At 32.7% G+C, this 24,113-nt stretch carries 20 protein-coding genes; 3 read left to right on the top strand and 17 right to left on the bottom strand.

The genetic code is table 11. From position 1 onward, the window contains the following. Positions 1-3: 3 nt before the first annotated feature. From V6624_RS20585 to V6624_RS20550, 8 genes are all read right to left on the bottom strand, one after another. Positions 4-732 (bottom strand): TIGR00730 family Rossman fold protein, encoded by a 729-nt coding sequence (locus tag V6624_RS20585; RefSeq protein ID WP_111283468.1) that lies wholly within the window; start codon positions 730-732, stop codon positions 4-6. Continuing rightward, positions 729-893, bottom strand: coding sequence for a hypothetical protein (locus V6624_RS20580; protein WP_338840014.1), 165 nt, complete (start codon positions 891-893; stop codon positions 729-731). Before V6624_RS20580 ends, V6624_RS20585 begins: the two co-directional genes overlap by 4 nt. A 186-nt stretch (positions 894-1,079) precedes the next feature. Next, positions 1,080-2,174 carry a hypothetical protein gene (locus tag V6624_RS20575; RefSeq protein WP_338840013.1) on the bottom strand — a complete coding sequence of 365 codons (1,095 nt, stop codon included), beginning with the start codon at positions 2,172-2,174 and terminating at the stop codon, positions 1,080-1,082. Between the two features lie 12 nt (positions 2,175-2,186). After that, on the bottom strand, positions 2,187-5,018 hold the full coding sequence (gene uvrA, locus V6624_RS20570; protein WP_338840012.1) for an excinuclease ABC subunit UvrA: 2,832 nt from the start codon (positions 5,016-5,018) through the stop codon (positions 2,187-2,189). Between the two features lie 100 nt (positions 5,019-5,118). Further along, positions 5,119-6,072: a Fic family protein gene (locus V6624_RS20565; RefSeq protein WP_338840011.1), complete on the bottom strand. Its 954-nt coding sequence runs from the start codon at positions 6,070-6,072 to the stop codon at positions 5,119-5,121. A gap of 63 nt (positions 6,073-6,135) precedes the next feature. Beyond that, positions 6,136-7,920, bottom strand: coding sequence for a chloride channel protein (locus V6624_RS20560; protein WP_111283472.1), 1,785 nt, complete (start codon positions 7,918-7,920; stop codon positions 6,136-6,138). Positions 7,921-7,992: 72 nt separating this feature from the next. Beyond that, on the bottom strand, positions 7,993-9,675 hold the full coding sequence (ggt, locus tag V6624_RS20555; RefSeq protein WP_338840010.1) for a gamma-glutamyltransferase: 1,683 nt from the start codon (positions 9,673-9,675) through the stop codon (positions 7,993-7,995). Between the two features lie 31 nt (positions 9,676-9,706). After that, a complete protein-coding gene (locus V6624_RS20550) occupies positions 9,707-10,291 on the bottom strand; it encodes an acyl carrier protein phosphodiesterase (protein WP_338840009.1) in 585 nt (194 codons plus the stop codon). A 206-nt stretch (positions 10,292-10,497) separates the two neighbouring features. On the opposite strand from V6624_RS20550, the gene glmM reads away from it, so the two are divergent. Beyond that, a complete protein-coding gene (gene glmM / locus V6624_RS20545; protein ID WP_338840008.1) occupies positions 10,498-11,886 on the top strand; it encodes a phosphoglucosamine mutase in 1,389 nt (462 codons plus the stop codon). 242 nt (positions 11,887-12,128) lie between these two features. Here glmM and V6624_RS20540 read toward each other — a convergent pair whose 3' ends face one another. Together V6624_RS20540 and V6624_RS20535 are read right to left on the bottom strand one after the other, a co-directional pair. Beyond that, entirely contained in the window at positions 12,129-13,613 is a 1,485-nt protein-coding gene (locus V6624_RS20540) for a glycosyl hydrolase (RefSeq protein WP_338840007.1), read from the bottom strand. A 204-nt stretch (positions 13,614-13,817) separates the two neighbouring features. Next, positions 13,818-14,690 carry a lysophospholipid acyltransferase family protein gene (locus tag V6624_RS20535; protein ID WP_111283477.1) on the bottom strand — a complete coding sequence of 291 codons (873 nt, stop codon included), beginning with the start codon at positions 14,688-14,690 and terminating at the stop codon, positions 13,818-13,820. A gap of 111 nt (positions 14,691-14,801) precedes the next feature. Here V6624_RS20535 and V6624_RS20530 point away from each other — a divergent pair, with 111 nt between their 5' ends. Continuing rightward, complete coding sequence (locus tag V6624_RS20530) at positions 14,802-15,440, top strand: rhomboid family intramembrane serine protease (RefSeq protein ID WP_111283478.1); 639 nt, start codon at positions 14,802-14,804, stop codon at positions 15,438-15,440. Positions 15,441-15,491: 51 nt separating this feature from the next. After that, positions 15,492-16,181, top strand: a complete 690-nt coding sequence (locus V6624_RS20525) for an SIMPL domain-containing protein (RefSeq protein WP_111283479.1) — start codon at positions 15,492-15,494, stop codon at positions 16,179-16,181. Between the two features lie 82 nt (positions 16,182-16,263). Here the strand turns inward: V6624_RS20525 and V6624_RS20520 are convergent, their stop codons facing one another. The 7 genes from V6624_RS20520 to V6624_RS20490 all read right to left on the bottom strand — a co-directional run bounded on the left by V6624_RS20520 (position 16,264) and on the right by V6624_RS20490 (position 24,095). Then, the gene (locus tag V6624_RS20520; RefSeq protein WP_338840006.1) at positions 16,264-17,367 is read right to left on the bottom strand and encodes a HAMP domain-containing sensor histidine kinase; all 1,104 of its coding nucleotides are present in this window, start codon (positions 17,365-17,367) and stop codon (positions 16,264-16,266) included. A 420-nt stretch (positions 17,368-17,787) separates the two neighbouring features. After that, the gene (locus tag V6624_RS20515; protein WP_338840005.1) at positions 17,788-18,513 is read right to left on the bottom strand and encodes a LytTR family DNA-binding domain-containing protein; all 726 of its coding nucleotides are present in this window, start codon (positions 18,511-18,513) and stop codon (positions 17,788-17,790) included. Positions 18,514-18,537: 24 nt separating this feature from the next. Further along, on the bottom strand, positions 18,538-19,575 hold the full coding sequence (locus V6624_RS20510; protein ID WP_239455558.1) for a sensor histidine kinase: 1,038 nt from the start codon (positions 19,573-19,575) through the stop codon (positions 18,538-18,540). Between the two features lie 12 nt (positions 19,576-19,587). After that, positions 19,588-20,805, bottom strand: a complete 1,218-nt coding sequence (locus V6624_RS20505; RefSeq protein WP_111283484.1) for an ABC transporter permease — start codon at positions 20,803-20,805, stop codon at positions 19,588-19,590. Between the two features lie 2 nt (positions 20,806-20,807). Further along, entirely contained in the window at positions 20,808-21,551 is a 744-nt protein-coding gene (locus V6624_RS20500; RefSeq protein WP_111283486.1) for an ABC transporter ATP-binding protein, read from the bottom strand. Between the two features lie 2 nt (positions 21,552-21,553). Further along, positions 21,554-22,768 (bottom strand): efflux RND transporter periplasmic adaptor subunit, encoded by a 1,215-nt coding sequence (locus tag V6624_RS20495; protein ID WP_111283488.1) that lies wholly within the window; start codon positions 22,766-22,768, stop codon positions 21,554-21,556. A gap of 4 nt (positions 22,769-22,772) precedes the next feature. Then, a complete protein-coding gene (locus tag V6624_RS20490) occupies positions 22,773-24,095 on the bottom strand; it encodes a TolC family protein (protein ID WP_111283490.1) in 1,323 nt (440 codons plus the stop codon). Between the last annotated feature and the right edge of the window lie 18 nt (positions 24,096-24,113).

Here is a 24,113-nt window from a genome sequence, read left to right as displayed (position 1 = left end):
AATTTAGAAATTCGGACTTAAATCGTATTTTTTATAGAATTTATCTAATACATCTACAACTTCATCTTCAGTATCAACGATTTTAAATAAATTCAAATCTTCTGGGCTTACGGTATGCATTTTTTCAACCAAAACGGTTTTAACCCAGTCAATCAATCCAGACCAGAATTCAACTCCTACCAAAATAATTGGGAATTTTCCAATTTTCTTAGTTTGAATCAAAGTAATCGCTTCAAACATTTCGTCTAGAGTTCCAAAACCACCTGGCATAACCACAAAACCTTGCGAATATTTCACGAACATTACTTTTCTAACAAAGAAATAATCGAAATTCAAGTTTTTATCGTGATCAATATACGGGTTAAAATGCTGCTCAAATGGAAGCTCGATATTCAAACCAACCGAAGTTCCACCACCCAAATGCGCGCCTTTATTTCCAGCTTCCATAATTCCGGGACCACCTCCTGTAATCACACCGTAACCTGCTTTACTGATTTTATAAGCGATTTTTTCAGCTAATTTATAATACTTATCATCTGGTTTTGTTCTTGCAGATCCAAAAATCGAAACGCAAGGACCAATACGTCCCATTGCTTCATAACCATTTACAAACTCAGACATAATTTTAAAAATTGCCCAGCTGTCATTGGTTCTAATTTCATTCCACGTTTTTTGTTTCAAACGGTCCTGAATTACTTTATCTTCATCATTATCAAAATCTTCTAATCTCATTTTAGGTATTTTAATTTATTATTATGTTTTATGTAATCGGAATAAGGAGCTAGTTCCTGCTGTCCGCTATATTCCCGATAAACAAAAACTACGGCTAAAGAGCCTTGTTTTTCTAAATCGGGAGATGCCGCTCCCATCAGGGCTAGGGCAGTTGGCTTCAAATAAACAATTGGTTTAATTGAAAGATCTTTCTTTAAAAACTTTGAATTTTTCAGAAAAAGCGGACACTAAATTAACGCTTTTTTCTAGAAATCTGTTATTATTAGATTGTAAAAGTAAAGGAATTAGACTTTTTTGTATATGTGTGTTGAATACCAGTTGCTTGTGAAGTAAGAAAAATATTTTTTTTAATAATAATTTATCTTTCGAGTTCTTTTAGAATGCGTAGATCCATTTCTAATGATTGTAATTGTAATCCAATTATCATTCATGTCGTATTCATAATCGTATTCTAAAACATCAGAATCTTTATCGTTGTTACTGTCAGATTTTATTATTTCAGAAATGACATTATTATTCTCATCGTATTTATAATTAAGAATTACTCCTTCTTTAGATAATTCAACAATGTTATTTTTTACATCGAATTCAAAGGCATAAGTATCCGTGACTTTATATTGAGCAGAATTAACCGATTTCATTCTGTTAAAGTCGTCATATTTTATAGTGATTGAATTTTCTATTTTATTTGAAAAAGAAATATCAATTTTTGAAATTTCTCCTTTCTCATTTAGATGGTAAACTTTTTTCTGATGATTGGAATTGAATATTGTTGAATCTTTTTTTAATTCTTGAATGGTATGATTCTTGACTCCAAGATTATATATTTTTTCAGTAATCTCATTATCACTATATTCATAAAGAGATAAAGACCCAGAAATGAATGTTGCATTTTCTCTGATGTCATATTGATATTTTTTTACTAATTTATTCTTGTCTATGTATTGATAATCTTCAATATGTCTTTCGATAATATTTTGTTTTTGATCATAATTGGTAAGTGATTTTTTTATGATATTATTGTTGTAATCGTAGAAAATACTATCTGTAGAAGATAATTTATCCGCAATATTGGTTCCAATAGCGTACGCTTGTCTTGTAATAATTTTGTTGGAGTAATTGAAAGTTATTTTTTTATGGTCATAAAAATTCTCAATCTTTTGTATTTTACCATCAACTGTAAACTCTACGAAATACATTTTGGCTTTATCATTATTGTAATAATAACTAACATCTTTAATAGGTTTGTTTTTGTTGAAAAAAAAGTCTTCTAAATTAATTTCAAAGTAATATTCATTATAAACCTGATAATTTGGTGTTGGATTAATGCTAAATCTATTTTTTACGCTTCGATAAGTATCTTTAGGAAAGTTAAAAGTTTCTATTTGTTGACTAAATATAGTATGACTTACAAATAGCAAAAGGAAAAAGATTTTTTTCATATATTTAAAATATTACTCTAACTCTTTTTTCAAAAACTTAGCTGTATAACTTTTTTTATTTTGAGCCACTTCTTCTGGTGTTCCTTTAGCAACCAATTGTCCGCCACCTTTTCCACCTTCAGGACCAATATCAATAATATAATCGGCAAGTTTTATAACATCCATATTATGCTCGATCACAAGAATTGTATTTCCTTTGTCAACCAATTTATTGATTACTTCCATCAAAACACGAATGTCTTCAAAGTGTAAACCCGTAGTTGGTTCATCCAGAATATAAAATGTATTTCCAGTATCTTTTTTAGATAATTCTCCAGCCAGTTTAATACGTTGCGCTTCACCACCTGAAAGCGTTGTACTTTGTTGTCCAAGTGTAATATAACCTAAACCAACATCTTGAATCGTTTTGATTTTTCTGTAAATCTTCGGAATATTTTCAAAAAACGGAACCGCTTCATCAACCGTCATATCCAAAACATCAGAAATTGATTTTCCTTTGTATCTAATTTCTAAAGTTTCTCTATTGAAACGTTTTCCTTGACAAGTTTCGCATTCTACATAAACGTCTGGTAAAAAGTTCATTTCGATTGTTCTTACACCAGAACCTTCGCAGGTTTCGCAACGTCCGCCTTTTACGTTAAAACTGAAACGACCCGCTTTATAACCACGAATCATACTTTCAGAAGTCATTGTAAACAGATTTCTGATTTCGGTGAAAACCTCTGTATATGTCGCCGGATTTGAGCGTGGTGTTCTACCAATCGGACTTTGGTCAATATCAATTACTTTGTCAATGTGCTCTAAACCTTCAATCTTTTTATAAGGCTGTGGTTTTTTTACGCCATTAAAATAATACGCATTTAAAATTGGATAAAGTGTTTCATTAATCAAAGTCGATTTACCGCTTCCTGAAACTCCTGTAACACAAGTTAATTGTCCTAATGGAATTTCAATCGAAACATTTTTAAGATTATTTCCTGTTGCTCCAGTTAGTTTTAAGAATTTGCCATTTCCTTTTCTTCTTTTCTTCGGAATGTCAAATTTCATTTTACCATTCAAATATTGAGCGGTAATGGTATTTGAAGCCAAAGTTTCTTTCGGAGTTCCAATACTAATGATTTCTCCTCCGTATTTTCCAGCTTTTGGACCAATATCAATTACATAATCTGCAGTTTCGATCATGTCTTTATCGTGTTCAACTACAATTACAGAGTTTCCAATATCGCGTAATTGTTCTAAAGATTGAATCAACTTTTCGTTATCTCTTTGGTGCAAACCAATACTTGGTTCATCCAAAATATATAAAACACCAACCAATTGCGAACCAATTTGTGTTGCCAGACGAATTCGCTGTGCTTCACCACCAGAAAGTGATTTTGAACTTCGGCTTAAAGCCAAATAATTCAAACCAACATTCATCAAAAAGTTCAATCGGTCTTTAATTTCTTTTACAACTTCAGAAGCAATTAAAAGCTGTTTATCTGTTAAATGGCTATTTAAATCATGAAACCACGCTGTTAAATCAGAAATATCCATATCACACAGTTCGGTGATATTTTTTTCATTTACTCTAAAAAATAAAGCTTCTTTTTTAAGACGAGAACCATCACAAACAGGACAGTTAACTTCGTCCATAAAATCTTTTGCCCAACGTTTTATGCTTGTTGTAGCGCTTTCGTCATACTGATTTTTAATGAAATTAGAAATTCCTTCAAAATCGATTTTATATTCTCTTGTTACGCCAAGGTCTTTAGAATTAATCGAAAATTTATCTTTTCCGCCATATAAAATCATTTGCATCGCTTCTTCTGGAATTTTCTCTATTGGATCTGTAATTTTAAATCCGAATTTTTCTCCAATGGTTTCCAATTGTTTGAAAATCCATGAAGATTTGTATTCGCCAAGCGGAGCAAAACCACCAGCTTTTATAGATAATTTCGGATTTGGAATAATTTTTTTAACGTTGATTTCGTGAACAGTTCCCAGTCCGTTACAATGTGGACAAGCTCCTTTTGGAGAGTTAAAAGAGAATAAATTTGGTTCTGGATTTTGGTATGAAATTCCAGTCGTAGGGCACATTAAATTTCTACTGAAATAACGTACTTCATTAGAATCTTGATCTAAAATCATCAACACATCCTCGCCATGATGCATTGCTGTATTAATGCTTTCAGATAATCTTTTTTGAGTATCAGGATTATCTTCAATCACCATTCTATCTACAACAATTTCAATATCGTGGGTTTTATAACGGTCTAATTTCATTCCGGAAACCAAATCCTGAACTTCTCCGTTTACACGAACTTTCAAAAATCCTTGTTTGGTAATTTGTTGGAAAAGTTCGGCATAATGACCTTTTCTGGCTTTAATAACTGGAGCAAGAATATTAATTCGTTTTCCGTTATAATCCTGAATAATCAAATCTTTGATCTGTTCATCAGAATAAGAAACCATTTTTTCTCCAGTGTTATAACTGTAGGCATCTGCGCCACGTGCGTATAAAAGCCTTAGGAAATCGTAAATTTCTGTAATAGTTCCAACCGTCGAACGAGGACTTTTGCTGGTCGTTTTTTGTTCAATTGCAATAACTGGAGAAAGTCCGTCGATTTTATCAACATCCGGACGTTCCAATCCGCCAAGGAATTGTCTGGCATAAGCCGAAAAAGTTTCTACATAACGACGCTGTCCTTCAGCATAAATCGTATCAAATGCCAAAGATGATTTTCCCGAACCTGATAAACCAGTAATTACAACTAGTTTTTCACGTGGAATTGAGATATCGATATTTTTTAGATTATGAACTCTTGCACCAAGAACTTCAATAGTATTGTCTTTATCTAACATAATTTTGAGCAAAACGCAAAGTTACCACTTTGATTTGTTCTTTTAGTGCTCGATAGCAAAAGTTTATGTTATAAATAGTAACAAAAAACGCTAGTTTAAACTAGCGCTTTCTTTTTCGGGTTGCCATATAGTTTTCAATAGCTTCTCTTGTGGTGTACCAATTTCGGCCTTCTTTATAAGCATCAATTTTTCCTGTTCTAGCCAATAAACTGACATATTCTTGGCCATAAGGTGTATCAGGTTCACTAACAATATTTTGAATAGATTGATAATCATAAGTGCTATCAGGCATTGCACCGAGGTAAATATTGAGTGTTCGTTCAAGCGCTTGGCACATTAAAAGGGTTAGTTTCTGATAATTACCGTTATTCGCCTGATTGAGTGCTTCGTAATATTTTTTTCTGTCATTTTTAAGAATAATGGCTGGCGGAAAACCGCATCGCATCAATAATAAATTCATGCTTAAACGAACCGTGCGCCCATTTCCATCAAAAAAAGGATGAATCCAGACCAGTTTATGATGATAGATTGTTGCTAGTTCAATATCGTTTAAACCTAACGGATTTGTATTGATAAACTCTATTAATTCGTCTAAATAATCGGAGACTTTATTGGCATTTGGAGGCATAAAATTTGCTCCCGAAATTCGAACTCCTCCATTACGAATTCTGCCTGCAAAATCTTCTTCAATAGAACGCATTACCAAACCATGAATAGATAAAATATCTATACTTCTTAGCTTATAATTTTCATCTACAATAGAGTAGAGGTAGTCAATAGCTTTATCATGATTATGGGTTTCAAAATGTTCACGAAGCGATTTGCCTTTAATGGTAATTCCTTCTTGAATAACCATTTGAGTTTCTCTCAGGTTTAGCGTATTTCCTTCAATACTATTGGAATTATAAGTCCATTCTAAGGAAAGACTTTCTCGTATTTTATTCAAAGCAATATTAGGCAATGGCCTGCTGTTTTGCAGTTCTTGCCTTTTTTGATACAATCGATCAAAGGTTGATTGAAATTCTTCTCGGTATGTTAGGTCAATATTAAACATAATCCTACAAAGATACTTCTTAATATCGGATAAATAAAATTTTTAACGTATCCGATATTAAAGTTATTCAATAGTCATAGAACGCAGTTTTGTTCTATAAGCTTCTAGCGCTATTGATTTGGAAATAAAGCCATGATATTTTCCATCTCTTAAAACAGGAAGAAAAGCAGATTTCGAGTTTTCAAATTTCTTCATCACAATTTCCATGCTGTCAAGAGAAGAAATTGTTGCTGTTGGCGCTTTCATTACATCTTTTATCTGTGTGTATTTTACGCGGTAGGCATTGAAAATAATTTCTCTAATATCATTAAAATGAACAACCCCGACTAAATCTTTATCATTATTTACAACAGCAAAAACAACTTGATTGGAATGCGAAATAAGATCAACCAATTTGCTTAAATTTTCTTCAGGATGAACAGTTAAATAATCGCATTGAATAATGCTGTCAATATCTAAAGTTGATAAAATGTTAGAATCTTTATTGCTAGTAAATGCATGTCCTTTTTTGGCTAATCCTTTTACGTCCAGCGAATATTTTTCGTAACGTTTAGAAATCGCAAAACTGATTGAAGAAACAATCATAAGCGGAATCATTAATCCGTAACCTCCAGTAATTTCAGCGATTAAGAATATAGCCGTCAACGGAGCATGAAATAAACCGCTCAAAATTCCAGCCATTCCAACCATCGTAAAATTGGTAATTGGAAGCTTTGATAAACCGATTAAAGTAATAAATTTAGAAAAGAAATAGCCTAAATACGATCCTAAGAATAGAGAAGGAGCAAAGTTTCCTCCGTTACCACCACTTCCGATAGTCAATCCCGAAGCAAAAACTTTCATCATCATTGTTGCACCAACAAAAAGCAGTAAAACCCATTGGCTGTTTCTAAAATCAGCAAACAAAGTATTGTCTAGCAATTTTCCAGGATCTGTTTCTGCAAGTGTTCTAATGCTTTCGTAACCTTCACCAAACAATGTTGGGAAAATAAATATTAATAATGCTAAAAGTGACGAACCTATTAAAGCTTTTCTGTATGGATTAATTTGCTGTTTCGCAAAATAATGTTCAACTCTCTGAAAATTTCTCGAATAATAAATCGCAACCAAGCCAGTAAGAACTCCTAAAATTACATAGAAAGGAATATTATGAAAATTAAAAGTTTCTTGCTGTTTAAAACTCAAAAGAATGCTTTCATCTAAAACAATAGCAGAAACCAAAGCACCTGTAGCAGCAGAAATCATAATAGGAGTAAAGGCAGAAATACTGACATCTACCAATAAAACTTCAATTGCAAAAAGAACTCCTGCAATGGGAGCGTTAAACGCAGCCGCAATTCCCGCAGCAACACCGCAGCCAATTAATAAAGTCCTGTCTTTGTATTGCAGTTTATAATTTTGAGCAAAATTAGAACCAAATGCAGCTCCAGTTATCACGATCGGACTCTCTAAACCGGCAGATCCTCCTAAACCAACGGTTAACGAACTTGTAATAATCTGCGCATACATTTGCTTTTTCGGAATAATACTTGCTTTTTTTGCAACGGCATAAAGTATTTGTGAAGTTCCTTTTTGAATGGTTCCGTTGAGTACTTTTTTTACAACAAATACCGTTAATAAGATACCAATAATTGGAAGAATACTATTAATGAAACTCAATTTTAGAATTCCGTTGATGTATGTGGCAAAAGAGAAAACGCTGTGCGCGAATGTTTTAAGGATGATTACAGCCAGCGAACAAGATATTCCTATTAAAACGCTTGATAAAAAAAGAAACTGCTTTGGAGTCATTAATGATTGAGCCAAGGCAATTATGCTTTCTAGTCTTCTGAAATATTTTTTTAGCATTCCGTTTTAAAATTATCTGACTTACAAAATTAGGTTATAATCTTAGATAAAAAAAATAAAAACCGAAAACGATTAGAACCCAACAGCGGTATCATCTCCTCGAAAATCGGCTCCTCCTTCTAATTTTTTATCTGGTAAAACCAAAATAGCATCTACTTTTCCAATAATTGGAGTTGGCTTTTCGTTAATTAAATAGCTTTTAGCTTTAAGCTGATCAATTGTTTTGGTTTCGAAAGTGTTTGGTTCAAATGTAATTAAATCGGGTAGCCATTGATGATGAAAACGAGGTGCATTTACAGCTTCTTGCATACTTAAATTATATTCGTAAACATTTAAGATCGTCTGTAAAACCGAAGTTATAATCGTTGATCCGCCTGGAGTTCCAACAACCATAAATAATTTGCCATCTTTCTCCACAATAGTTGGTGTCATCGAACTCAGCATTCGTTTTTGTGGAGCAATGCTGTTGGCTTCATTTCCAACTAAACCAAACATATTTGGAGAACCTGGTTTAGCGCTAAAATCGTCCATTTCGTTATTCAAAAAGAAACCTAATTCGTCGCAATAATATTTAGAACCATAACCATCATTTAAAGTTGTAGTTGCCGCAATTGCATTTCCAAATTGATCTACAATCGAATAATGAGTCGTTTCGGTGCTTTCTGCATAATTTACTTTTCCTTCTTTTATTTCTGAAGAAAGAGTTGCTTTTTCAGGATTAAAACTTGCCATTCGGTTTCGTAAATAATCTTCTGCCAATAATTCTTTTATCGGAATTTTGACAAAATCTGGATCGCCCAAAAAGAAACTTCTGTCTGCGTAAGCTCTTCTTTCAGCTTCAACAATAACTTGAATTGCTTCTGGCGAATTATGTCCCATTTTTGCTAAATCGTATGGCTCAAGCATTTTTAAAATCTGCGCTAAACAAATTCCGCCACTGCTTGGAGGAGACATCGATGTTATTTTTAAACCTTTATAAGTAAATTGAAGCGGTTTTCTCCATTTTGCTTCATATTTAGCCAAATCTTGCATGGTGATAATACCGCCTTTTTTCTGAAGATAATCAACTAAGATTTTTGCAGTTTCCCCTTTGTAGAATTCATTTCTTCCTTTTTTCTGAATTCTTCTTAAAGTTTTGGCAAGAGCAGGATATTTGATCGTATCATTTTCTTTGAAATTTCCAGATAAAAGCGAATTATCACCGTTTATTTTTACAATGCTTTCGTGGTAATCTTTTAAACTTTTTTCTTGTTTTTTTGTTACAACAACACCTCTTTCAGCTAAAGCGATAACGGGTTCCAAAATTTTAGAAATAGGCATTGTTCCGTATTTTTTATGTACAGCAAAAACGCCCGCAATAGTTCCAGGAACACCAATAGCGAGAGCAGTTTCAGTGCTTTTTCCTTTTATAACATTTCCATTGCTGTCCAAAAACATATCTTTTGTAGCAGCTAATGGCGCTTTTTCGCGATAATCCAAAGAACCAACTTCGCCATTTGCTTTTCTGTAAACCATAAATCCGCCACCGCCAATATTTCCCGCAAAAGGAAAAGCAACTGCAAGAGCTAATTCGGTTCCAACCATTGCATCAAAAGCATTTCCGCCTTTTTTCATAATGTCAGATCCAATTTTTGAAGCTTCTTCTCGAGCAGAAACTACCATTGCTTTTGTAACAACTAAACCAGTCGGATTTGTCTGCTGCGCTTGAGCGATATTTATATAGAGAAATGCTACTAAAAGCGTAATTTTTTTCATAAGCAAATAGATTTAATTGAAAAAAAACAGTTTAAAGAGAAAGTAATTTTTCTTTGGCATGTATTTTTATGTCTTCAAAGAATGAAGTAAATTCTTCTTCAAATTCGTGGTAAAATTCATTCAACTCTTCAATTGCGAATTGCATTTGAGAAATATTTTTAGACCTTCGATCCATTTGAGTCAGAATTTGGTGAATTCCTTCTGTTGTACGATAACTCAAAAGCCAGTTTCTTTCGATCATATAGGGCATTAAACCTTGAGTCTTTTCAGTTAGAATATCGTAATTATCATGAAGCGAATTGTAAAATCGGCTTATAAAACTTTCTAATTTCTCATCTGAATAATTGGTCCAGTTTTTTGCCAAAAAATGATCATACACAATATCTACAATAACTCCCGCGTAATGATGGTATCTTTCGTGTAAACGTTTTGTACTGGTTCTAAAAATATCGTGAGAATCGGTATAAGTGTCAATAAATCGATGCAGCAAAATTCCTTTTTGCACATCTTCAGGAAAATGTTCAAATTGTTTTCCGCGAATTCCATCTGCCATAAAATTCCCGATTTTTATCAAATCATTTTCTCCAGAAAGGTATATATGGGCTAAGAAATTCATTTTTTTTACTATTTCTAAGATACTTAACAGATAAGTTTCTAAGTTATTTTAGTAAATGTATAAAAACTTTTTTAAATCATTTTGTTATAAAAATAACGAGTTGCAAGTAGTTTCTTATAGGTTAAAATTAAAATCTTGGAAACATAGCACCTTAGGAACTCAGTAACTTTTTTATATTTGTAAAAAAATAACCCTAACTCACAAAAATGACTCTAATAAAATCTATTTCTGGAATCCGCGGAACGATCGGAGGAAAAGTAGGAGATAATCTAACTCCTGTTGATGCAGTAAAATTTGCATCAGCTTATGGAACTTTCTTAAAAAATAATATTGCTAAAGATAAATTGACTGTTGTAATTGGCCGTGATGCAAGAATTTCAGGACCAATGATTCATAATTTAGTTGTGAATACTTTAATTGGTTTAGGAATCGATGTTATTGATCTTGGACTTTCTACAACACCAACTGTAGAAGTTGCTGTTCCTTTGGAAAAAGCAGATGGCGGAATTATTTTAACCGCTTCTCACAATCCTAAACAATGGAATGCTTTAAAATTATTAAATGCAAAAGGCGAATTTTTAAGCGGTGTAGACGGAGCTAAAATTCTTGAAATTGCTGAAGCTGAAGCTTTCGATTTTTCTGATGTTGATAGTTTAGGCGAAATTATTTCGAATGACGCTTACATGGATATTCATATCGACGAAGTTTTAAACTTGCCTTTAGTGAATATCGAAGCGGTAAAAGAAGCTAAATTTAAAGTGGTTGTTGACGGTGTAAATTCATCAGGAGGAATTATTATTCCTAAACTTCTAAAATTAATGGGAGTTGAAGTGGTAGAATTGTACTGTGAACCAAACGGACATTTTCCGCATAACCCAGAACCTTTAAAAGAACATTTAACTGATATTTCTGAGCTTGTTGTAAAAGAAAAAGCTGATTTTGGTATTGTTGTAGATCCAGATGTGGATCGTTTGGCTTTTATTAGCGAAGACGGAGAAATGTTTGGTGAAGAATATACTTTGGTTGCTTGCGCAGATTATGTTTTGAGCAAAACTCCAGGAAATACAGTTTCTAATATGTCATCTTCTCGTGCTTTAAGAGATGTGACTAATGCACACGGCGGAAGCTACGAAGCAAGTGCAGTAGGAGAGGTGAATGTGGTAGAATTAATGAAGAAAAACAATGCTATTATTGGTGGTGAAGGAAATGGTGGAATTATCTATCCTGAATTGCACTACGGAAGAGACAGTTTGGTAGGAGTTGCTTTGTTTTTAACGCATTTAGCGAATAAAAAAATGACAGTTTCTGCTTTGAGAGCTTCTTATCCAGAATATTATATGAGTAAAAATAAAATTGAATTAACACCTCAAATTGATGTTGATGCGATTTTGGCTCAAATGACCGAGAAATATAAAAACGAAGATATTTCAACAATTGACGGTGTAAAAATTGATTTTGCTACAGAATGGGTTCATTTAAGAAAATCAAACACAGAACCAATTATTCGTATCTATACTGAAGCACCTTCTCAAGATGCGGCAGATAAATTAGCGCTTCGAATTATTGATGAAATTAAAGTGATTGCTGGAATTTAAGATTTCTGTTTTTAAAATAAAAAAGCCTCTTTAGTATTTCTAAAGAGGCTTTTTCTGTAAAAAAATCATTCCGTTAGGAATGTCTCATTGGTAGAATCAGATTTTTAAATGAGGTTATACGTTCCGTAGGAACGTCTGATTAATCCCAGATGAATTCATTTCGCAAAATCAGGTGTCCCTATGGGACACAAATGCAAACGACACTATTTTTTTCTACCGACGAAACATTCCTAGGGAATGAATTAGTTTTTAATTATTTTAATTGATTTTTTAATATTTCCGTATGACGCATTTACAATATAAACTCCTTTTGCCAATTTTTCTCCAATTTTAATATCCTCATTTGTTGAATAATCCGAAGAAGAAAAACAAACATCACCTTTCATGTCAATTATTTTGATGGTTAAAGGTTCTGTTGCGCTTGATTTAATATGTAAAGTTGATTGTGTTTTTACAGGATTTGGATAAATTGTAAAACTCTCTTTTTCTAAATCATTATCTTTAACGCCTAGATTAGCAACCGCTATATCGATAAAATTAAAATTGAAATCATTTGATTTGAATTTGATTTTCAGATATACTTCTCCTTTTGGCAATGCAACTCCATTTACTACTTTATCAGCAAAAGTTTGCCAGTCTCCAGTTGGCGGAAAAGTTTCGTCTGCTTTTACCACAACATCGTTTACTAGAATATCAAACTTTCCATCAAGAACAGGAGAAGCGACTCTAAAAGTTAGATTGTAAGTTCCTGCATCGGCAACATTCAGCATAAATTCGTTCCAATCTCCTTCATTAATGTAACAAACATTTTGTCCGGTGCTAGAGTCTGTTGTTGCTTGCAAACCAGTTCCTTTTCTTCTGTAATGTTTGTTTGCTGTAACACGACCCGGAACATTCATTTTTTTCGTGGTATAAGGAACATTAATATATTCTGTGCCAATTGGTCTTAAAACACCGCTTGTAGGACTTAGTAATTGTCCTTCTAACATATCTGTCCAAGTTGGATTTACTCTGCCAGAAAACCAAGAATAACGAAAGATATCAGGATCGTTTTCATAATTGGTTACAATGTCTTTCATAAAAGCAGTTTTGTCCGCAGCACTTTGAATAACTCTATTTGCAAATTCAGTGATCCAAAGTGGTCTATTAAATTTTTTCAGAAGACTGGTGACGCCAATCACAGAACCTGCAGTAGCATCATAAGTATGAAAAGCAATATAATCTACTTTACAAGTTGGACACAATTGAAAAAACTGGTTGTGCCAAACCACAGGATCTGAAATTCCGCCATAATTACTTGGCCCATTATATGCTGGTGAAGCACTTATGATTTCAAGATTTTTAGCAGCAGCAATTTTCTCAATATTTACCCAAGCATTTACAGCTTCCTGAGGTGTTAATCTTGCGCCGTCGTTAAAATTTGGTTCGTTAAATGCGAGAATATATTTTGCTCCAGGTTTTATTTTATTGATAAAAGCTTGAACATCCACATCATTGACTTTTCCCCAAGCCATTGGGACAAATTCGACTCCTAATGATTCGTAATCAGCATTTACAGCCGCTTCAGGTTCTGGCGACCAATTGTACCACCAAGTAAGTCCAGGTTTTAACGCAAGAAGATCTGCTTTAGAATGACCTCCATAAGCAATTCCTCGTTTTGGACTTTGAGCAGAAACAGTAAAAAACAGAAACAATAATGGAATTGTTAATAGTGAGTTTTTGATCATGGTTAATGATTTTTTGTTTTTTTTAGATAATTAGAGAACTTCAAATTTAAATTGTTTCCTTTTTTTATCCATTCAAAAAAATCTTTACAAAAACACATCAAATCTGCTATCGAAGGCTTGGAAATGCTTTTTTTGATCATTTTAAAGCAAAAAGTCCGAAAAACAGAAGTTGCTTTTCGGACTTTTTGTTGTATTATTTTAAAATTATTGAATACGATGTTTCCATCTTTTGTGTGTCCATAAATAAAATTCTGGAGCTTCAAGAATCTGTTTTTCTAATTCTTTAAGATACATTTCTGTAATTTCAAAATCTTCATAATCTTTTGGATTATCAGCAAGCGAAAGAAAAGTTGCTTCGTAATATCCTCTTTTTACTTTTTTAACTTTTACCATTATTACAGCTAAATCATATTTTTTAGACAGCATTTCGGCTCCAGTATGTACGGGAACTTCAATTCCCAGAAATTTCATTGAGTGAAAAATTCGATCTAATTTTGGAGATTGATCACTTGCTAAACCATAGAGACTTAAAACCCCATTACGTTGGTTTTGTGCCATTGTTGGAATTGCTTTTCTGGTTTCGATCATTTCTGTATTGTATTTAGAACGGATTTTTCGAACCAATTTATCAAAATAAGGATTCGCTAATTTTTTATAAACGGCAACACCCTGAAATCCAAGTTTAGGATTGATAGTTAAAAGCCATTCATAACTTGCATAATGCGAAGCCACAAGTATTACACTTTTGCCTTTTCTAGCATAGTCAAGCACAAGATCGATGTTGGTTACCTGGAATCTTCTTTCCATTTCTTCAGGAGACATACTCATTGTCTTGATCATTTCTAAAAACATATCGCACATATGTTTATAGAATTTCTTTTCGATATCTTTTCTTTCAGAATCACTTAAATGGGGTAATGTAAGTGCAAGATTTTCACGAACCACTTTTTTACGATATCCTATTACTCTGTAAACCAAGAGATATACAAAATCTGAGAATAAGTAAAATAAACGAAAAGGTAATATAGAGATAAGCCAAAGTATTGGATAGGCTAAAATATAAACAATAAATTGCATGTAATTTTTTTTACAAATATAAATGAAAAATGATTAAAGAGTGATATTTTGCTTTCTTGCTAACTTATCTTTAAGAATGATTATATTTACAATTCACAATAATTATTATTTATGAATATCATTTTAGCAGGTATTATCGTTGCAAACGCTGTTATTAGTTACAAAGGATTTAATGATCTTTCTTTTTTTAGAAAATATGAATTTCATGTAGGAAGTATTCGTTCTGGCGAGCAATTGCGAATGTTGTCTTCAGGATTTTTGCATGTAGACATGATGCATTTAATATTCAATATGCTGACACTCTACTTTTTTGCGCCAGTTGTTTTAGATTGGCTTGGAACGTTTTCTTTTGTTTTGGTTTATTTTGGAAGCTTGATTTTTGGAAGTCTTCTTACGATGTTATTTCATAAAAACGATTACAGTTATCGTGCAGTTGGCGCTTCTGGTGCTGTAACTGGAGTTTTGTATTCGGCGATTTTACTTGAACCGAATATGATGCTCGGAATATTTTTTGTAATTCCGATACCGGCTTATCTTTTTGGAATTTTGTATTTATTATATTCAATTTACGGAATGAAAGCTAAAAATGATAATATTGGACACACGGCGCACTTTGGAGGTGCTATAGGCGGTTATTTAATTACTTTAATAAAAATGCCTTCATTATTTGCAGACCATACAATGATGGTAATTCTGCTTGCAATCCCGATTGTTATACTTTTTGTAATGGCAAAATTGGGGAAATTGTAATGCTGGCATAACTTTTGAAAAGCTTTTATTAAATATTAAAATTTAACAAAAATGAAAAAACTAGTATTATTTTTAACAATCATGTTTATGACTATGTCTTACGGCCAAGAAATCAAACAAGTACCTCTAATTAATGTTAATGGAGAAGGAAAAGTAAAAGTAGCCCCTGATCAGGTTTGTATTTCAGCTTCTGTTGAAACAAAAGGGAATAATGCTAAAGACGTTAAAAAACAAAACGACGAAAAGATGGATGCTGTTTTGAAATTCATTAAAAAAATGAATATTCCAACAGCAGATTTTAAAACAAAACAAGTTGCTTTAAATCCGCAGTACGATTATGAGAAAAAGAAAACTTCTTATAACGCTACACAAACGGTAGAAATTGTAGTAAAAGATTTAGCTAAGTACGACGAGTTGATGGAAGGTCTTGTTCAGCAAGGAATTAACCGAATTGACAGAGTTTCTTTTGAATCATCTAAAATGGCTCAATACGAATCTGAAGCTAGAAAATTAGCTATGAAAGATGCTAAAACTAAAGCTGAAGAGTATGTGTCTGTATTAGGACAAAAAGTAGGTAAAGCTTTTACAATTTCTGATAATTCGCAAGTTTATCACCCTCAGCCAATGTACGCTGCGATGAGAATGAAAGAAGCAGATTCAATGGGAGCTTCAAACGAAACTCTTGCTATTGGTGAAATCGAAATTACAGCAAATGTTAGTGTAAGTTTTGTATTAGACTAGACGTTTATAAAATTCCAATACTAAAAATCCAAATTCCAAATTAACTGGGGTTTGGATTTTTTTATGTTGGATTTTTTATAATTTAAACAGCTTTTAATGGCAAAGTAAATTTAAAAACACTTCCTTTTCCTATTTCACTTTCTACCCAAATTTCGCCTTCATGAATATTTACGAATTCTTTGCAAAGTAGTAATCCGAGTCCGCTTCCGAGTTCGTTTTCTGTTCCTTTTTGAAGAACCTTTCCGTTGATTTTGAATAATTTTTCTTTTATATTTTCAGGAACTCCAATTCCGTTATCTGTAATGGAAATTTCTACTTGATGGTTTATTTTTTGAAGCTTAATTTTAATTTCGCCGTTCTTGTCGGTAAATTTAATTGCATTACTTAGTAAATTACGTAAAATGGTGCTAATCATGTTTTGGTCTACTTCGGCTTCAATAAGATCAGCAGATTCGAATAAGATTCTTATATTTTTATGTAAAGCAACATTTTTACCTAATTCAATATTTTCTTGGATCAAAGCATTTAGCAATAGTTTTTTAGGATTGAAAGCAATCATTCCCGTTTGAACTCGTGACCAATCCAACAGATTCTCCAATAATTTGTAGATGTTTTTATTTGAATCATGAAGCATTTCAGATATTTCCTTAATTTCTTCACGGCTGTATTGTTCGATATTTTCCAATAGAATTTCAGAAAGCGAAACAGATGATCCTAATGGCCCTCTTAAATCATGAGAGATAATTGAAAAAAATTGATTTTTATCGTTCAAAAGCTTTTTGATTTTATGATCCTGATTTTCTTTTACTAAAAGCAAAAATCCTACGATTCCAATAAGAGTTAGAAGAAACAAACAAATGCTATACAAACTATCAAAAAGATCATTAGAAATAATAAGATTTTGCGGATACAGATATCTGTAGATTGTTCGTATGACGATTAAAATTTCAAATCCGATATAACAGAGTACATAAAAGGTTTTAAAAAAGCTTTTTTCTTTCTCTGTAAAATAAGTAATTGTTGGGAGTAAATAAATAGCAAATATTCCGATTCCGCCAATTATAACTCGAGTATTCATTGTGGCTTCAAAAAGAGTTCCAATATTAAAAATCAATATGAAAACTGCGGTAATTGCAATTTGCAGCTGATAATGTTTTTTTGCATGTGTTTTAATAAGCGATAACATTGCTATCGTTTCAAAACAGCAGGCACAAAAAATTAAGGAATTGGAAATATTAATTGAAACAAAATCACTGATGATATTTCGAAAAAGAGCAAGCACCCAAGCAACCGTAAGAATCAATTTGCCTAAGCCAAACCATTTTAATGTTTTTCTATTATCGCTCGTCGCATAAGAAAAAGAAAAACTGAAAATAAGAATGCAGGTAAAAAAATTCCCCCACAAATAAAGCAGAAAAATAGTTTTTGGATCTACAGGTAGAAGTTCAAACATTTAGTGGCTTAAGCTTGATTAAAATTCGGATACACAAATATACAAATTAACGAAATAATCTGCGAAGTATTGTATTTAAAGGACTTGAGCAAGAAGATGGTTCTGTGGGGCTTGTATTAAAGGAAATGCTTTTTTTACATTTAAAGTCGGATTTTAGTCCAATGAATTTTCAGATAAATAATTCATGAATTGTGCTTTATATTGATCTGAAACTGTAATTCTTTGTTTGTTGATTACAATCTGGCTTCTTTCAATTACTTCAACATTTTTTAGTGCCACAATAAAAGAGCGGTGAACACGCATAAATTTATCTGCAGGTAATTCTTCTTCCATTGTTTTCAAACTCATTAAAGTGAGAATAGGATGCGGTTCATTTTTAACCCAAATTTTGATGTAATCTTTCAAACCTTCAATATATAAAATCGAATCCAGATTTATTTTCAGCTGTTTGTATTCTGATTTTACAAAGATGAATTCCATCTGATCGGTTTTTTCTTTTTTGGCATTTTTCACCATCGAAAACCATTCTCTCGCTTTATTGACAGCAGTAAAGAATTCTGTATAATCAAAAGGTTTTAATAAATAATCAATTGCTTCAGCTTTAAGGCCTTCTAAGGCATATTGATCAAAAGCGGTTGTAAAAATAATTCGTGTAGATTTCGGAATCAATTTGGCAAGTTCTAAACCTGTTAAATCTGGCATTTGAATATCTAAAAAAATTAAATCGACACGTTCTTCATTTAGAAACTCCAAAGCTTCGATAGCGCTGTTGCACTTTTTTTGTAATTGTAAAAAAGGAGTCTTTACCACATAACTTTCAACTAAATTCAAAGCCATTGGTTCATCATCAACAATCAGACAAGTTATTTTATCAGACATAGATTCGTTTATTAATTACAAAAATTAAGTTTCTAAAGTAAGGTTTACTATAAAAAAGCCATCTACAACAGCTGCATTAAATTCATGTTTATCAGGATACAATAATTTCAGCCTTTTTTTCATGTTTTGCAAGCCAATTCCCGAACCGCTTTTATCACTTTCGGTTTTAGGAAAATTATGATTTTTGATACTGAAATCAATTCGGTTTTCATCAATCGTCATCTTAAAGATAATTTCTGATTGCTGACTTGCCGATACGCCGTGTTTAAAAGCATTTTCGATTAAAGAAATAAATAAAAGCGGTACAACTTGCAGATCTGTTTTTAGAACAGGAAAGTCATATTCAATTTTGGTGTTTTCTGTAAATCGCAGTTTCATCAATTCAATATAATTTACGATAAACTGGATTTCACTTTTTAGGCTAACTTTTTCATCATTAGTCTGATACAATAAATATCGCATCAATTTGCTCAAACTATGAATGGTCTGTTTGGCTTGTTCGGGAGAAGTGTCTACCAAAGAATAAATGTTGTTTAAAGAATTAAAAAAGAAATGCGGCTGTAATTGATATTTTAAATGCTGCAGTTCTGATTCTAATTTGATAGTGACAGCTTCTTTGCGTTCGACTTCGGTTTTTATCCAGCGTTCTGTTGTTTTTACTGCAATAGAAAAAACGACAGGAACGCTAAATAATATAAAATCACTATAGATAAAAAGACTTCTTGAAGGTCTAAAGTCATCATTTTTATCATTATGCGGTACGTGAAAATCGAAGAAAATCTCTTTGATCGATTGGTTTGCCCAAATAAATAAAGTAATCAGTATTAGGTTTGCAATAACGAACCAAATTATTTTTTTTGAAAACAGAAAACGTTCAATAAGAACAAAATAGTTGCAATAAAATATGATAGAATACAAGAATAACGGAATCCAAGAAAAGAAAAGTACCGCTTTTATTGCTTGATTTTGACCTGATGATAACAAATAGGGCAGCATAAATAATACAAACCATATCATGATATGCAGAAACCCTATTATTAATTTATTCTGTTTAAAATTCATTAGTTTATCGTTTTATTCATAACGCAATGCGGTAATCGGATCTAAAGAAGCCGCTTTTTTAGCAGGATACCATCCAAAAAATATTCCTGTAATGGCACAAACTAAAAACGAAATTACAATAGAATAACTTGTTACAGCTGTTGGCCAATGGAGTACTTTTTCGATGAAAAGAGTTGTCCCTAATCCCAAAGATACACCAATTATTCCTCCAGTGACACTAATCATAATGGCTTCTATTAAAAATTGCATCAAGATATCGGTATCTTTTCCGCCAACAGCAAGACGCAATCCTATTTCTCTTGTTCTTTCTTTTACCGAAACATACATAATATTCATAATTCCAATTCCGCCCACTAATAATGAAATGCTGGCAATTGCAACTAATAAAATAGTAAGCATTTCGCTCGTTGAACTAAAAGTAGAAATCATTTCTTCCATGGAGAAAACATTAAAATCATCTTCTTTGTCTCCTGTAATTTTATGTCTTTCTCTTAAAATCTGCGAAACTTCGTCAACAGCTTGCTGTGATTTTTCTTCGCTTAAAGAAGAAGCCACAATAGATTCTAAATAATCTTGAGCTAGAATACGTTTTTGGACTGTAGTATAAGGAGATAAAATAACATCATCTTGATCTTGTCCAAAAGTACTTTCTCCCTTTTTCTCCAACACTCCAATTACTTTAAACGGAATACTATTGAAACGAATCATTTTACCAATTGGATTTTCATTCTGAAATAAATTTGTAGCTACAGTTTGTCCAATCACAGCTACTTTTGCAGCCGATTTTACTTCTTGATCTGTAAAAATACTTCCTGTTTTTACTTCCCAAACTTTGATTTTTAAGTATTCTTCAGTGATTCCGTAAATAGAAGTTGGCCAGTTGCGTGAGCCATAAATAGATTGTCCGCTTCCGTTTACCAACGGAGAAACTGCTGAAAGCATTTTGGTTTGTGTTTTCAGTGCTTCATAATCGCCTAAAGTTAAGGTTTGCATTGCGCTCGGATCTAAACGAACACCGCCACGCATATCGGCGCCAGGACGAACCGTAATCATATTAGAACCCATACTCGAAATTTTGGTTTTGATGCTTTCTTTAGAACCTTCACCAATAGCGAGCATTGCAATAACCGAAGCTACTCCAATAATGATTCCGAGCATTGTAAGCAGAGTTCGAACCTTGTTTAGAATAATGGCTCTCCATGCGATCTTAAATAAATTTAGAATTCTCATAATTATTCATCTTCTTTTCCCAGTGCAGCAAGTGCTTCTGCTGCAGAGTGAATATTAGTATTGGGACTATCTTTTATAATATGTCCGTCTTTTAGCACTATGGTGCGACTGCTGAATGTGGCAATATCCGGTTCGTGAGTTACAAAAACGATTGTTTTTCCTTGTTTGTTTAACTCCTGAAATAATGCCATAATTTCATAAGAAGTTCTGGTGTCAAGATTTCCCGTGGCTTCGTCGGCTAAAATCACAACAGGATTATTGACCAAAGAACGCGCAATTGCAACACGCTGCTGCTGACCACCCGAAAGCTGTGCTGGAGTATGATGCAGTCTATTGCTTAGATTTACCTTTTCGAGAGAGGCTAATGCTAATACATCCATTTCCTCTGAATCGTATTTTGTATTGTACATCAAAGGCAATTTTACATTCTCGATCGCTGTAGTTTTGGGCAGTAAATTGTAAGATTGAAAAATAAAGCCTATTTTCTCATTTCGAATTTTGGCCAATTCCTTTTTAGTCTGCTGTTTTACAGCCACATTATCAATATCATAAATTCCCGAAGTTGGCTGGTCCAAACAGCCTAAAATATTTAAAAGACTACTTTTTCCCGATCCGCTGGAACCCATGATAGTTACAAATTCACCTTCTTCTATAGTAAAAGAAACTCCTTTTAAAGCGTGAATGGTTTCTTCGCCCATTACAAACGAACGCTTTAGATCTTCTATTTTTATAATTGTTTTAGCCATTGTTATTTCTTTTTTCCTGGAGGTTTAGGCATAAAAGGACTGTCATTGTCTCCAGACGTTTCTGGCGCATCTTGTTTTGTAATTTCTCTTAAGCCGTAAACCAATTGATCATCTTGTTTTAATCCGCTTAAAACTTCTACATTAATACCGTCACTTGTTCCTAATTTAACTATTGTAGGTACTATATTTTTACCGTCTAAAATCCAAACCTGAGCCGTTTTTTTATCCTCATTTTTAGGAGATGCTAATGGACTAACAGAAATATTATTTTGTTTTTGATAATTGGCTAAAATTTTAGCATCTGGTTCAAAATTGGCCGCTTTGGCTTCTATTGTTAAAACATCTTTTAATTCTAATGTGTAAATAGAAATTGTAGCCGTAAGCCCTGGTTTTAATTTTAAATTTGAATTATCCGCTTTAATTACCACAGTATAAGTCACAACATTTGAAGTTGTCGTTGCATTAAGTCTTACTTGTGTAATGACACCGTTAAACTCTTCGCCCTGATAAGCATCAACTGTAAAAGTTACGCGCTGTCCTTGTTTTACCTGACCAATATCAGCTTCGTCAACATTTGCTTCAACCTGCATTTCAGTTAAATCTTTAGCAATTGTAAATAGAGTAGGCGTACTGTAACTTGCCGCTACTGTTTGCCCTTCGTCAACTGCTTTAGATAAAATTACGCCATCAATAGGAGAGTAAATAGTTGCATAACTTAAATTAGTCTCTGCTTTCTGCAAATCTGATAAACGCTGAACTACAGTGCTTTTTGCGTTGTTTAAATTGTATAAAGCTTCATCATAATCAGATCTGCTGATTACATTGCTATCATACAAAGTTTTTTGTCTGGCAAAAATGCCTTGTAAATATCTCTGTTCGTTCAAAGCACTGTTATATAAAGCTTTTGCTTGAACTAAAGCCGCTTGTAGATTAGTTTTATCTAATTCTGCCAAAAGCTGTCCTTTTTTAACCACGCTGTTGTAATCAACATATATTTTTTCTACAACACCAGAAACTTGAGTTCCTACTTCAACTTCATTAATTGGCTGAACTGTTCCTGTAGCCGTTACTGTTGTTTTAATATCTGCTATTTTCGCTTTAAGAGATTCTACTTTTATAGGAGTTTCTTTAGATCCTGGAATAAAGGAAAAACAAATTGCTACAATTAAGAGACCTATCGCAGATAATACAAAAATTTTGTTCTTTTTAGTTTTCATTGTTTTAGATTTTAATTTCGTTTCCTTGATAAAAGGATAATAATTGTGTGTATAAAATGTTTAAGTATTTTGCCTGAATGTAATTCTGAGCAGCGTTTGTATAAGTATTTTGGCTGATAACCAAATCTGTTGTACTCAAAGCACCTAATTCATATTTTTTTTGTGACAAAACATACGACTCTTCTGCAGCTTCTTTAGCTGATTGGGCAGAGGTCATTTGTTCGCTCGAAGCAGTTGCATTTTCCCAAGCGGTTTGAATTTTCTTATACAAATCTTTTTGTGCAGTTTGCAAAGCGATTTCGGCTTTATCAATACTTATTTTTGCATTTTGAACTTGCGCTTTAGTTTGATTTCTGTTGAAAATTGGCACTGTCAACGACAAACCTACACGCTGATTGAAATTCAGGTTTAATTGATCTGAGAAATTTAATTCTTGAGTATTTGTGTAACCAGAACCCAAACTTCCTGATAGTGATAAGGTTGGAAGATAAGAACCTTTTGCTATATCAAGTTCTTTCTCAGAAACCGCCACATTAATTTGCGATGCTTTTATTTCAGGCATTAGAGCGATAGCTTTATTGTAGACCTCAATTTTGCTCGGAATTACATCAGGTGTTTTGCTTTCGAGAGGAAATGCAATTTCAAAATCTTCTTCAGGACCTAATTCTAGTAATTGTTTTAAAACCAGAATTTGTTTCGAAAGATCATTTTGAGCAGCAATAAGATTGTATTTATTAGTTGCTGCTTGCGAAAGCGCATCTGTATAATCTTTTCTCGCAATACTTCCTGCGTCCAATCTTAGTTTGGCTCTTTGAACCTCTTTTTCACTTGCTTTTAAATTATTTTCAGCAATTCGAATTCCTTCATTATTGTATAAAATTTGCAGATAAGCTTCTGTAATACTTAATATTACATTGTTTTGCGCTTCTTCAACAAATGAGGAATTTTGGTCAACCAATAATTTATTTTGCTTGATTTGATTCGAAATCTGATTTCCCTGATATAAAGTGACAGATGAATTGATTCCAACACTTGTCGAATTAACTTTCTGACTTACATAATCACTTGTTATGGGATCAATAGAGTTACCGAATGATAAATTTTGTGATGCAGAACCCGTTAAATTGGGTAATCTTGAAGATTTCGATTGATCATAATTTACTTCAGCAGCGTTTTTACTCAATACCGTTGTTTTGATGCTGATGTTTTTTTCTTTAGCGTAAGCAAAACAATCTTCGAGCGTCCATTGCTTTTTAGTATTTGATGTTCCCTGTCCGTAACCGAAAAAGGAACATAGTATAAAACTTATTATTACAGCGACTTTCATTTGATACTTTTTTAATTT

Origin of the sequence: Flavobacterium ginsenosidimutans, assembly GCF_037478105.1 — a bacterium.
Lineage (GTDB): Bacteria > Bacteroidota > Bacteroidia > Flavobacteriales > Flavobacteriaceae > Flavobacterium > Flavobacterium ginsenosidimutans.
The sequence above is the reverse complement of the archived record's forward strand: the minus strand, read 5'-3'. Positions and strand labels throughout refer to the sequence as shown.